Annotated in this window: 12 protein-coding genes; 2 read left to right on the top strand and 10 right to left on the bottom strand. The window is 64.9% G+C overall.

All coding sequences use genetic code 11. From position 1 onward, the window contains the following. Window positions 1–31: 31 nt before the first annotated feature. The gene (locus J1C49_RS08160; protein WP_227445321.1) at window positions 32–172 is read left to right on the top strand and encodes a hypothetical protein; all 141 of its coding nucleotides are present in this window, start codon (window positions 32–34) and stop codon (window positions 170–172) included. A gap of 207 nt (window positions 173–379) precedes the next feature. Here J1C49_RS08160 and J1C49_RS08155 read toward each other — a convergent pair whose 3' ends face one another. From J1C49_RS08155 to dusB, 10 genes are all read right to left on the bottom strand, one after another. Continuing rightward, entirely contained in the window at window positions 380–898 is a 519-nt protein-coding gene (locus J1C49_RS08155) for a DsbE family thiol:disulfide interchange protein (protein WP_227445320.1), read from the bottom strand. A gap of 13 nt (window positions 899–911) precedes the next feature. Next, window positions 912–1094 carry a heme exporter protein CcmD gene (gene ccmD / locus J1C49_RS08150; protein WP_227445319.1) on the bottom strand — a complete coding sequence of 61 codons (183 nt, stop codon included), beginning with the start codon at window positions 1092–1094 and terminating at the stop codon, window positions 912–914. Further along, window positions 1091–1819, bottom strand: a complete 729-nt coding sequence (locus tag J1C49_RS08145) for a heme ABC transporter permease (RefSeq protein WP_227445318.1) — start codon at window positions 1817–1819, stop codon at window positions 1091–1093. The genes ccmD and J1C49_RS08145 overlap by 4 nt, the downstream gene beginning before the upstream one ends. Before the next feature lie 179 nt (window positions 1820–1998). Then, window positions 1999–2655, bottom strand: a complete 657-nt coding sequence (gene ccmB / locus J1C49_RS08140; protein ID WP_227445317.1) for a heme exporter protein CcmB — start codon at window positions 2653–2655, stop codon at window positions 1999–2001. After that, window positions 2652–3266: a heme ABC exporter ATP-binding protein CcmA gene (gene ccmA, locus J1C49_RS08135; protein WP_227445316.1), complete on the bottom strand. Its 615-nt coding sequence runs from the start codon at window positions 3264–3266 to the stop codon at window positions 2652–2654. Before ccmA ends, ccmB begins: the two co-directional genes overlap by 4 nt. Window positions 3267–3354: 88 nt before the next feature. After that, a complete protein-coding gene (locus J1C49_RS08130) occupies window positions 3355–4776 on the bottom strand; it encodes a sigma-54 dependent transcriptional regulator (RefSeq protein ID WP_227445315.1) in 1422 nt (473 codons plus the stop codon). Window positions 4777–4789: 13 nt separating this feature from the next. After that, window positions 4790–7051, bottom strand: a complete 2262-nt coding sequence (locus J1C49_RS08125; protein WP_227445314.1) for a PAS domain-containing sensor histidine kinase — start codon at window positions 7049–7051, stop codon at window positions 4790–4792. Between the two features lie 173 nt (window positions 7052–7224). Next, on the bottom strand, window positions 7225–8604 hold the full coding sequence (locus tag J1C49_RS08120; protein WP_227445313.1) for a response regulator: 1380 nt from the start codon (window positions 8602–8604) through the stop codon (window positions 7225–7227). Window positions 8605–8610: 6 nt separating this feature from the next. Next, window positions 8611–9705, bottom strand: a complete 1095-nt coding sequence (locus J1C49_RS08115) for a nitrogen regulation protein NR(II) (protein ID WP_227445312.1) — start codon at window positions 9703–9705, stop codon at window positions 8611–8613. Beyond that, window positions 9702–10685, bottom strand: a complete 984-nt coding sequence (gene dusB, locus J1C49_RS08110; protein WP_227445311.1) for a tRNA dihydrouridine synthase DusB — start codon at window positions 10683–10685, stop codon at window positions 9702–9704. The genes J1C49_RS08115 and dusB overlap by 4 nt, the downstream gene beginning before the upstream one ends. 276 nt (window positions 10686–10961) lie before the next feature. Here dusB and J1C49_RS08105 point away from each other — a divergent pair, with 276 nt between their 5' ends. Beyond that, window positions 10962–12110: a bifunctional 2-C-methyl-D-erythritol 4-phosphate cytidylyltransferase/2-C-methyl-D-erythritol 2,4-cyclodiphosphate synthase gene (locus tag J1C49_RS08105; RefSeq protein WP_227445310.1), complete on the top strand. Its 1149-nt coding sequence runs from the start codon at window positions 10962–10964 to the stop codon at window positions 12108–12110. The last annotated feature ends 47 nt before the right edge of the window (window positions 12111–12157 follow it).

The following is a 12157-nucleotide window of genomic DNA, read 5'->3' as shown; positions in this document are numbered from 1 at the left end:
GCAGAAAACAACGATCCTTGAGGCGCTCGACATGAAACCCATTACCATCGTTCAGGCCATCGCGTTATTGATCCTCGCGGTGATCGGTGTGCAGGCCGAGGATCCGGCAGCGGGCGCATGCCCTTTGCCCGACGAGGCCCCCACCGCCAGCTGCGACCTGGTCGATCTTTGAGCCCCGAGCGCGACCGCTGACGGGGCCTTTGAGCCGGGCCGATGTCCCAATCCCGCGCGTCAGGTCGCAAGCTCCATGGGCCCGGCCAATCGCATACGTAGTATGGTCGCCGCGTTTGCAGCCCTTTGAGACACAGGATGGCCGGGGGCAACCGCCCAAAACCCGCAGGCCGAGCACAAGCCCGGTCCCCGCACCGCGTGCAATCGATCAGCGGCCCAGCGCGGCGTTGAGCTTGGGAACGAAGCTTTGCTCGTAGTAGCTGCCCACCAAGGGGCCGACATGCTTGTAGAGGATCGTGCCATCGCCCGCGACGATGAAGGTTTCCGGCGGGCCGGTCACGCCCCATTCAATCGCGGTGCGCCCGACCGGATCGACCGGGACAGCCATGAAAGGGTTATCATCCTCTGTGAGATAGCTGATGGCCTGCTCCGGGCGATCCTTGTAATTCACGCCGATGATGCGCAGACCCGCGTCCTGCATTTCAAGCAGCACGGGATGTTCGGCCCGGCACGGCGGACACCAGCTCGCCCAGAAATTGACCAGCGTGACCTCGCCATTCCGCAGCATGTCGTCGCTCGCTGGCGCATAACCGTCCAGCGTTTCGGTCGGCAAGGCCGGGGCCTGGCGCCCCTCGAAACGGCTTTCCAGATCACCTGCGCCATCGCGCCCTAGACCGAAGAAGGCAATCAGCGCGAAGGCGCCAAAAATCGCCGGCGGCAGAATCATGAGCGGAGAGACTTTAGCCATTGCGGGTCGCCCGCTCACCTGACTGGCGTTTCACCCGGGCCTCGATGGCTTCGAGCTCGGCTTTGACCTTGCGTGCGCGGTGCATGCTCATCGCCACAAGGACCACGATCAACACCAGCGACACGGCATAGGAGCTCAGCACATATTGGGCGTAAGAGCCGAGATCAGGCATCATGCCAAGCGCTCCCGTGCCTGCAATGCCCGCGCCCGGCGCGCCCGGATCTCGGTCTGGGTGCGCAGGAAGACAAGGGCAATGAACAGCAGGACGAAGCCCGCTATCGACACCAGCAGCGGGAAGTAGAACACATCATGCACGTTTTCTTCCTTGTCGAGGGAAAGCGATGCACCCTGGTGCAGGCCCTGATTCCAGAACAGCACCGCGTACCGGCTCAACAGCGCAAACACCGATCCGACCAGACAGAGGATCGATGTCAGATCCGCGGCGGTATCGTCATCCTCGATGGCGCTCCAGAGCGCGATGTAGCCGAGATAGAACAGAAACAGGATGAGAAACGACGTCAGACGCGGATCCCAGACCCACCAGGTGCCCCACATCGGCTGGCCCCAGATGGCACCGGTGGCAAGGGCGATCACCGTCATCATCGCCCCGACCGGCGCTGCGGCGCGCGCCGCAAGGGCGCTGACATGGTGACGGCGTACGATCCAGATGATCGAGGCGACCAGCATCATCAGCCAGGCGTTGATCGCCATCAGCGCGGAGGGCACGTGCAAATAGATGATCTTGACCGTGGAGCCTTGCCGGAAATCATCCGGCGTGAAGAAAAAGCCCCAGATGAGGCCGACCGCAAGGCACAGGACCGCGGTCACCGACAACCAGGGCAAAAGCCGGTCGGTGGTGCGGATGAACTTGACGGGGTTTGCATATTCCCAGAACGACATGGCGAAAATCTATCCCTGATCCACGTCGGTTACACCTCAAATCCCCGTCAGAGGCAAGATGACGCGGCCGCATTTGCGACCCGGAATCGGCACGGCGTGCCGCCGCGCCGATGGGGGTTTTCCTCCCCCTTGCCCCCCGGAGGATATTTTACGCCCAAAGAAACCGGGAAGCCGGACGCTTAGCGCAGATTGATGCGCAAGACGGCGGCCGAGGCGAAGGGAAGAAGCGCCACGGCCCCGGCGCTGATCCCGGCGAGCATGGCAAGCGGCGTGGCAACGGCAAGCCCTTCAGCGCCGCGCCGGGCCACTTCGGCGCCAAAGATCAAGGTCGGCACGTAGAGCGGCAGAACCAGCAGGCTCAACAACAGGCCGCCGCGCTTCAGACCGACGGTCAGCGCGGCGCCGAATGTACCGATGACCGAGAGCGCCGGTGTGCCCACCGCAAGTGACAGGATCAGCCACAGGTAGCCGGCGGGTGGCAGGTTGAGCAAAACACCCAGCGCCGGCGCCGCCAGGACCAGTGGCAGCGCGGATGTCAGCCAATGCGCCAGCGCCTTGACCACGGCGATGGCTTCCATGGGCAGCGGCGCGGTCGCCAGAAGATCCAGCGAGCCGTCTTCCCAGTCCAGCGCGAAGATGCGGTCGAGCGACAGAAGGCAGGCCAGCAGGGCGCCGATCCAGAGCACACCAGGGGCAATCCGCGACAACAGCGCCGTTTCGGGGCCAACACCAAAGGGCACCATCACCACCACGATCAGGAAAAAGGCCAGACCCAGACCGAAGCCCCCGCCTGCACGCACCGCGAGCCGCATGTCCCGCGTGAGCAGCGCGATCACAGGAAGGCCTCGTCGGCATGCGAGAGTTGCGGCCGCGCGCGAAAGGGTGTGACGTCAAACGGCTCTGCCTCGGTCAGGCCAAGATCAATATGCGTTGCCATCAGCGCGGAGCCGCCCTGCGCCAGATGGGCGCGCACGGCCTCTGCAAAAAGCGCGACGGAGGCGGCATCGAGCGACACGGTCGGCTCGTCCAGCACCCAGACCGGGCGTCCGGTGACCATGAGCCGGGCCAGGCCGAGGCGGCGCTTCTGGCCCGCAGACAGGTTTCCTGCCAACCGGTCGCGCAAGGCGTCGAGATCGAAAGCCGCGAGGGCGGGTGCGATCTCGCCCGTGCCAAAGACACGCGCCCAGAAAGACAGGTTCTCCGTCACTGACAGCATCGACTTGATCCCGTCCGCGTGGGCGGCATAGGCGATCCTGTCCTCGGCCCCCGTAACCGACCCTTCGAAGGGCGGTTGCAGCCCGGCAACCGTGCGCAAGAGCGTCGTCTTGCCCGACCCGTTCGGGCCGCGCAGCACGAGCGCCCGGCCCGGCGACACGGTGAACTGCACCCCCGCGAGAACGGGTATGCCGCCGCGTGCAACCGCGAGGTTCCTGACCGTCAAATCCATGCCCCAGACCTACCCCAAGGGCGCGCGGGAGACACGCGCCAAAAGCGCGCGGTGACCGGTATACCGCAGCATCAGGACGGCCTGGGCGTCAGGAGGCACGCTCGATCGGCTCGTCGTCTTCGAGCCGGGCAACGCGCGCCCCGGCCTTCTGGGAGGTCACCACGCCGAGCGATTTCAGCTTTCGGTGCAGAGCAGACCGCTCCATGCCGACAAAATTCGCGGTGCGAGAGATGTTGCCGCCGAAGCGGTTGATCTGCGTGAGCAGATATTCCCGTTCAAAGGCCTCGCGCGCTTCGCGCAGTGGCATGGTCGCGAGCGTGCCGGACAGAATCACGCGATCTTGTTCCTGCTCGCTCGGGGCGGATTCCTGTGGCAGCTCGCGCGCCTCGATGGGCCCTGTGCCATCCCCGAGGATGAGAACCCGTTCCACCAGGTTCTTGAGCTGGCGGACATTGCCGGGCCAGGTCATGGTCTGCATCAGCGCGATGGCGTCATCGCTCAGTTCACGCAACGGCAGGCCCTGGCTCGCATTGCAGGCTTCGATGAAGTGCTGGGCCAGAACGGGGATATCCTCGCGCCGTTCGGCCAGAGACGGCACGGCGATCGGAACCACGTTGAGCCGGTGAAACAGTTCTTCGCGGAAACGGCCCGCGGCGATTTCTTCCTTCAGATCGCGATTGGTCGAGGAGATCACCCGCAGGTCCACACGCACCTTGTCGGCCCCGCCCACCCGGGTGAATTGCTGATCGACCAGCACCCTGAGGATCTTGGACTGGGTGCCGGTCGGCATATCCGCCACCTCGTCAAAATAGATCACGCCGCCATGCGCCTGCTCGAGCAGGCCCGGCTCCACCCCGCGCTTCGAGCTTTCGCGCCCGAACAGCATCGCTTCCATCATTTCCGGCTCGACACCGGCGGAATTCACCGTGACGAACGGCGCGTTGGCGCGGTTGGACTTTGCATGGATATAACGCGCGGCGACTTCCTTGCCGGCACCCGCGGGGCCTGTCAGCATCACCCGCCCGTTCGAGCGCGTGACCTTGTCGAGCTGGCTCACCAACGCGCGATAGGCGGAGCTTTCGCCGATCATCGAGGCCTGCTTGACCTCGCCTCGCTTGAGTTGCTGGTTCTCGCGGCGCAGGCGCGACGTCTCCATGGCCCGCCGGATCACCACCAGAAGCTGGTCGATGTTGAACGGCTTTTCGATGAAGTCATAGGCGCCCTGCTTGATCGCGGCGACGGCGATCTCGATATTGCCATGGCCCGAGATGATGACCACGGGCACATCCGGGTTGTCGCGCTTGACGGCCTTGAGGATGTCGATCCCGTCCATCTTGCTGTCTTTCAGCCAGATATCGAGGATCAGCAACGCCGGTGGCTCGGCGTTGATTTCGGCCATCGCATCGTTCGAGTTGCCCGCCAGCCGGGTGGTGAACCCCTCGTCTTCGAGAATGTCCCCGATCAGCTCACGAATGTCGCGTTCGTCATCGACGATCAGAATGTCGCTCATTGCTCTTGCCCTCTCATGTCGTCTCTTCTGTCTGTTGTGCGGCGGCGCCCACCAGCGCCGCGGGAACCAATGGCAGGCGGATCACGGCACGCGCGCCGCGATGGGCGCCCGGCTCGAACGGATCCGCATCCTCGAGAACGAGCGTTCCGCCATGCTCTTCGATGATCTTCTTGACGATCGGCAAGCCAAGGCCGGTGCCGCTATCGCGCGTGGTGACATAGGGTTCGAACAGGCGCGCGCGGTCCTCCGGCAACCCGATCCCGTTGTCCGAAATCCGAATAAGCGCCATGTCCTCGACCCGTTCCGCGGTCACGCGGATCTGCGGCACATGACCTTCCGGAGCCCCTTTCTCCTTGAGGCTCTCAATGGCTTCGCCGGCGTTCTTGATCAGGTTTGTCAACGCCTGTCCGATCATGGTTGCGTCCAGTTCCGCGGGCATGGCCGTGCTCGGCAAATCGGTGTCGAAGCGCACATCCGGCTGACCGGTTTCCTGCAACAGGACCGCTCCGCGAAGCAGCTCGGTCAGGTCGAGGGATTTGCGCTCCGGCTCCGGCATGCGCGCGAATTTGGAGAACTCGTCGACGATCCGGCGCAGATCACCGGTCTGGCGCACGATCACGCCGGTCATATCCTGCAACTTGCCCGCGTCTTCTTCGTCGAGTTGACGGGCAAACTTGCGCTGGATGCGCTCTGCCGAAAGCTGGATCGGCGTGAGCGGATTCTTGATTTCATGCGCGATTCGGCGCGCCACGTCGCCCCATGCCGCCATGCGCTGCGCGCTGACAAGGTCGGTCACGTCATCAAAGGCCAGCACGTAGCCTTCGAGCGACCCGTCATCGCGCCGCCGCACCGAAATGCGGACAAGCAGGTTCTCCAGGCGCCCTTCGCGGCTGACCTTGATCTCGTCTTGCACCGTCTCGCGGCCGGACTCGCGCAGAAGATCGAACAAGGGACCGAATTCCGGGACCGCGACCGGCAGCGGGACCGCAGAGCGCGTCTCATGCCAGCCAAGAAGCCGTTCGGCGGAGCGGTTCACAAACGTCACCTTGCCATCCGCGTCCAGCCCGACCACCCCGGAGGTCACCGAGGTGAGAACGCTGTCAAACAGGCGCTGGCGGCGTTCGATCTGGCGCGTGTTCTCCAGCAGCGTTTCGCGCTGCCCCTTGAGCTGCCGGGTCATCTGGTTGAAGTAGCGCCCGAGCATCGAGATCTCGTCATCGCCCTCTTCCTCGGGGACTTGCACGTCGAGATCGCCGGCACCGACCTGTTGTGCGGCCCCGGTCAGACGCCCCACGGGCCGCGACAGCCGCTCGGCAAACCACAGCCCTGCCCAAGTGGCGGCAAGGATCAGCAACATGGCGAACCCGAGATAGAGCAGCGCAAAATCGAAAAGCCGCCGGCCGCGCTCTGTTTCCTGTTGCTGATAAAACCGCGCGGTTTCGGCAGTCTCATCGAGCAGGTTCAGGATGCGCCCGTCCACCTCCCGGCTGACGTAAAGGTAACGGTCGACAAAGGCGCGCAGGGGCACAAGCGCGCGGAATTCGTTGTTGTCCCAGTCTGCAACAACCGCCACCCCGTCGCGATTGGACGCGGCGAAAACGTCCGCCGAGGGACGTTCGTAATCAAACAGATAGGATCCTTCCCCTCGGGCGCGGATCTCTCCGTCACCGTCGATGACATAGGCCTCTCGGAGCCCGCGCTGGATCTGCGCCTGCCCCTGCCCGAGGGCCAGTCGCAGATCGCCGCCATCCATGGCAAAGGTCGCACGTCCCGTGGCGTCGAGAAAGCGCGCCAGTGCCGCGACATCCTGCACGAGGCCGTCGCGCTGTTCTTCCTCATAGGCTTCCGCCGCGGCGAGCGAGGCGCCGACCACGTTCTGGACGCGGCTGGAAAACCAGGTCTCGAGCCCGATATTGATCGTCAGCACGGCAAAGACAGCAACGGTGATGGTTGGCAGCAGCGCCATGACCGCGAAAGCGCCCGTGAGGCGCAGGTGCAACCGTGATCCGGCCGATTGGGCGCGCCGCGCCGCCACCATCCGCGCCACCCGCGCCAGCACGAGTGCCGCCAGCAAGAGCACATAGACCAGATCCGCAAGCAGCACGAGACGGAGGGTCGTCAGCCGGTCCCCGGTGTCCAGCGGCCCCAGCACAAGGAATGTCAGGAACGCCAGGATCGGCCCCAGCAGCACAAGTGCCAGAGTCGCCGCGTTCTGCACCGCGCGCTTGCGCCGCAAACGCACCAACGCCGTCCAGTTCACGCTCGAAGAGAGCATACCGGACAAGCCCGGAGCCGAATTCCGTGCCCGTGTGGCCACAGCCAACCTCGCATTGATCCGTGACCCCATCCCTCCCTTCGGAGGCACAAACGTCACAACCGCCATATCTAGCGACCTTCTCACCGCTGATCGGTTGACCGAAGCGGCGGGGCCACAGTGATGTGACCGTTTTACATCAATTTGCGGCGGCGTGTCACGCGAATATCAAGGTCAGTGATCTTCTTGCGCAAAGTATTGCGGTTGATCCCGAGCAGATCGGCGCATTTCGCCTGATTCCCCCCGGTTGCCTCAAGCGCGATTTCGATAAGCGGCGCCTCCACTTCGCGGATGATCCTGCTGTGCAGGCCCGGCGGTGGCAGCATCGCGCCATGCAGATCGAAATACCGCCGCAGATGCCGCGCAACCGACGCGCCAAGCTTCTCATTGTCGCTCGCGCCACCCGAAAGCACCGGTCCTGTCTCGGGCTGGTTGCCGAGCACGGCCTCCACTTCGGATCGTGGGATCATTTCGTTTCGCGAGGTCAGGACCAGCCGCCGCACCGCGTTTTCAAGCTGGCGCACATTGCCCGGCCAGCTGTAGAGCCGAAGCAGTTCCTCGGCCTCCTCGGACAGCTTGCGCCGCGGCGCGCCCTCGCGTTCGGCGCGGTTCAGAAAATGCTCGGTGAGCAGCGCGATATCCTCGACCCGTTCGCGCAGCGCAGGCACAGCAATCGCGGCACCGTCCATCCGATAGAACAGGTCCTGTCGCACGCGACCTTCCTCCATGAGCCGTGCCGGATCCATTTGCGAAGTCGCCATGAACCGCGGCGCGTGATCGCCGGGACTGTCCATCATGCGGACGATCCGCGCCTGGATCTCGTCGTCGATATCGGCGATCTCGTCGATCAGAAGCGTGCCGCCCTTGACCCGCGCCAGCACGCGCGCCGGCCCTTCCAGATCCGACAGATCCGCGCCGGTCACCGTCACGAAGGGCAAGGTCCGCCGGTCGGAGAAATCGTGGATCGCGCGCGCAATCAAGGACTTGCCCGTGCCACTTTCGCCCGTGATGAGCGCCGGAAGATCGGTATTCATCACCCGCGCCACCAAACGGTAAAGCGCCTGCATTGCCGGCGTGCGTCCAACAAGGGGCAGCTCATCGGGCTCGTCGGCGCCGACCGTGACCTGCTCGACGTCCACCGCCGTGCGGCCACGGGTTTCGAGCGCGCGCGCGGTGCGCTTCATGAGATCGGGCAGGTCAAAGGGCTTGGGAAGGTAATCATAGGCTTCCGCCTCGGCCGCCTGAATTGCCGTCATGATCGTGTTCTGCGCCGATATCACGATCACCGGGAGCCCGGGGCGGTCCTCGGCAATCTTGGGCAGCATTTCCAGCCCGTTTCCGTCGGGCATGACGACATCGGAAATCACCACATCGCCCTTGCCCTCACCCACCCAGCGCATCAGCGTGGTCAGCGAAGACGTTGCGTGAACCTTGCACCCCGCTCGCGTCAGCGCCTGTGTCAACACCGTTCGGATGGTGCGGTCGTCATCGGCAACAAGAACGGTCCCGTCCATTTTGCTCTACTCCTCAGTTTTGCTCGCCGACACCGGTTTCGGTGCGCGCGGCAGGGAAATTCGAAACACGGTCTTGCCCGGTGCGCTGTCGACCGAAATCCAGCCGTTGTGGTCCGACACGATCTTGGAAACCAGCGCGAGGCCAAGCCCGGTGCCATTCTCCTTGCTCGAGACAAAGGGATCGAAGATATCGCTGCGGATATCGGCGGGTAGACCCGGGCCGTCATCAATGATCTCGATCTGCAAGGGCAAGGATTGGCCCTCGCCATCGGCGCGGCGCAACCGGAAACTGTGCTCATAGAAACTGTGCAGCCGGATCGTCCCGCCCTTGACAGGGTCCGCCGCTTCGGACGCGTTGCGCAGCAGGTTCAACACGACCTGCAAAAGCTGATCCGGATCGCCATACGCCATTGGCAGCGACGGGTCATAATCCTCGATGATCCGCATATGCGCGCCCACACCCAGAAGCGTGGAGCGGCGCGCGCGGTCCAGCACATCATGCAGGTTGACCTCCCGCCGCTCCGGCTCGGACAGGTTGCCGAACTGCTCGACCTGTTCGAGCAGCTTCACGATACGGCGGGTCTCGGCAACGATCAGATCCGTGAATTCAAGGTCTTCCGAGGCGAGGTTCATGCTCAGCAGCTGCGCCGCGCCGGCAATCCCTGCCAGCGGGTTCTTGATCTCGTGCGCCAGCATCTCGGCCATGCCGATCGCCGATTTGGCGGCCGATTTCACCGAATGGCTCTGGGTCATGCGCCCGGCCAGCTCGCGCGGGCTGATCAGCATCACCATCCAGCCCGGCCGTCCCATGAGCGGCGCGATCTGCAGGTTGCACACCAGAGGCGCGCGGTTGCCGGTGCCCACATCCACATCGTTCACAAAGAGCGGGGTGCCCTGGTTGCGCGCACGCGCCAGGCTCTCTTCCAAGGGCGCGTCCACGGCAAGCCTGTCCCAGACGGGCTGCCCCTGAAGCCATTTCGCGGAATTGTTGAGAAACCCTTCGCCCGCCGGGTTGAGGTCGCCGATCCGGTCGTCGGGATCGATGAGAATCGCCGGAACAGGCAGGGAGGACCAGATCATGGCCTCGGTATCTTCGGTCATGCCGCCGCGTCCTCCCCCGCCATGAGGGCATCGGACAGGAGCGCGATCACCGCCGCCGGATCCTTTGCGGTCAGAACCCGTTTGCGCAGCGCCGCCGGGGTGCGGGCCGCGTCCATATACCATCCGAGATGTTTGCGCGCGACGCGGTTGCCCAATGCGGCACCGTAAAAGGCCAGCATCGCTTCGTAATGCTCGATCACAAGCGCCACGCGATCGGCATCGCGGGGGATTTGTGGCGCAACGGTGCCGTAGAGCGCGGCAGACACTTCCGCCAGTCTCCACGGCGCACCTTGCGCGCCGCGACCGATCATCACCCCGTCGGCGCCGGATTTGTCGAGGGCCTCGCGGGCCGTCTGGGCGTCCACGATATCGCCATTGGCAACCACCGGGATCGAAACGGCCTCCTTGACCGCCCGGATTGCCGCCCAGTCGGCACGGCCCTTGTAGAACTGGCACCGGGTGCGCCCATGGATCACGACCATACGCACCCCGGCCCCTTCGGCCCGGCGCGCCAGGTCGGGCGCATTGAGCGCGGTGTCGTCCCAGCCGAGCCGTGTCTTGAGCGTCACCGGCAGATCCACCGCTGCCACGACCGCCTCGATCAGGCGCAAGGCATGGTCGGGCACCTGCATCAGCGCGGAGCCGCTCCAGCCCCCTGTCACCTTTTTGGCCGGGCAGCCCATATTGATGTCGATCACGCGTGCGCCCATGTCCGCAACGCGCCGCGCGGCCTCCGCCATGGGTTCAGGCTCACGCCCGGCAATCTGCACCGAGGTGTTTTCCACCGCGGCACCAAGCTCTGCCTTTTCGCGGGTTCCGGGGCGGCTTGTGAGGAATTCCCCGCTCGCAATCATCTCCGACACAACAAGGCCCGCGCCAAACCGGCTGACAAGGTCGCGAAACGGCAAATCGGTGATTCCCGCCAGCGGAGCCAGCAGGACAGGCGGTGTGATGGGCCTGTCACCGAGAGAAAGGGGCAAATGCTCAATCCTTGTGCAACTGCTTTCGAGGTAACCCTGCACCCGGCGTCATTCAATAAAATGACGACGAAAGCACGATGTGTCACAGGGTCACCGCCCAAAAAATAGGCGATTTGCCCGGATTGTTGCGCTTGCGCAAAGCAGCGCCTATGGCTGGCACGCGTGCCTCTGCCAGTCGCGCGGCGCGGCGCGGCGCAATGCGCAGCTTCACCGCCTTGAACCCACCCCTCGGTGCGGGCGTCCCTGACCCCGGCCGACCTGTCCGGAGACCGCCCGATGACAGTTGCCGCCCTCATCGTCGCCGCCGGGCGCGGACGTCGCGCTGGTGGGGGTATCCCGAAGCAATGGCGCCACGTTGCCGGTCGGCCCGTGGCACGCTGGACGCTGGAGGCATTCGAGCGCGTCGACAGAATTGTCATGGTGATTCACCCCGATGACCGCGTCGAGGCCAAGGCCGCCGCCGCGGGCTTGCCGGTGACGCTGGTGCAGGGGGCATCGACGCGCGCGGGATCCGTCCTGGCCGGGCTCGAGGCGCTCGCCGCCGATCCCCCCGGGATTGTGCTGATCCATGATGTTGCGCGCCCCTGTTTGTCGCAAACAGTGATCGACGGGGTCTGCGCGGCATTGGCCGAAACGCCCGGCGCGGCACCGGCCCTTGCGGTCACGGACGCTTTGTGGACCGGCGCGGAGGGCCGCGTGTCGGGAACGCGAGACCGCACGGGGCTCTATCGCGCGCAAACGCCGCAGGGGTTCCGCTTCGACGCAATCCTCGCCGCCCATCGCGCGTGGCCCACGGACGGACCGGAAGCGGCGGACGATGTGGCGGTGGCGCGCGCGGCGGGTCTGGACGTGGCCATCGTTCCGGGCGATGAAAGGAACCTCAAGATCACCGGACCGGAAGATTTCCGGCGCGCGGACAGGATCCTGAGCGAGAAGGACGGCAAAATGGATATTCGCGTTGGCAATGGCTACGATGTGCACCGGTTCGGGCCCGGCGATCACGTCATGCTTTGCGGTGTTGCGGTGCCTCACGCGGCGACGCTGATGGGGCATTCGGATGCCGATGTCGGGATGCACGCGCTGACCGACGCCATTTATGGCGCCATGGCCGAAGGCGATATCGGGCGGCACTTTCCGCCGAGCGATCCGCAATGGAAAGGCGCCGAAAGCCATATTTTCCTGCGCCATGCCGCCGAGCTTGCGGCCTCGCGGGGCTTCGTCCTGAGCCATGTCGACGTGACGCTGGTGTGTGAACGCCCCAAGATCGGCCCGCATGCGGAGGCGATGCGCGCCGCTCTGGCACAGATCCTCGGGATCGAGACCGGGCGGGTATCGGTCAAGGCCACGACCTCCGAGAAACTCGGCTTTACCGGGCGCGAAGAAGGCATCGCCGCGCTGGCCACCGCGACGCTGGTGGCACCGTGATCGGGCGGGCGTGCTCTTCCGCCCGGCCGGGCGGCTTCGCGGGAGCC

It is taken from the genome of Cognatishimia sp. F0-27, from assembly GCF_020667845.1.
Lineage (GTDB): Bacteria > Pseudomonadota > Alphaproteobacteria > Rhodobacterales > Rhodobacteraceae > JAFMPQ01.
The sequence above is the reverse complement of the archived record's forward strand: the minus strand, read 5'-3'. Positions and strand labels throughout refer to the sequence as shown.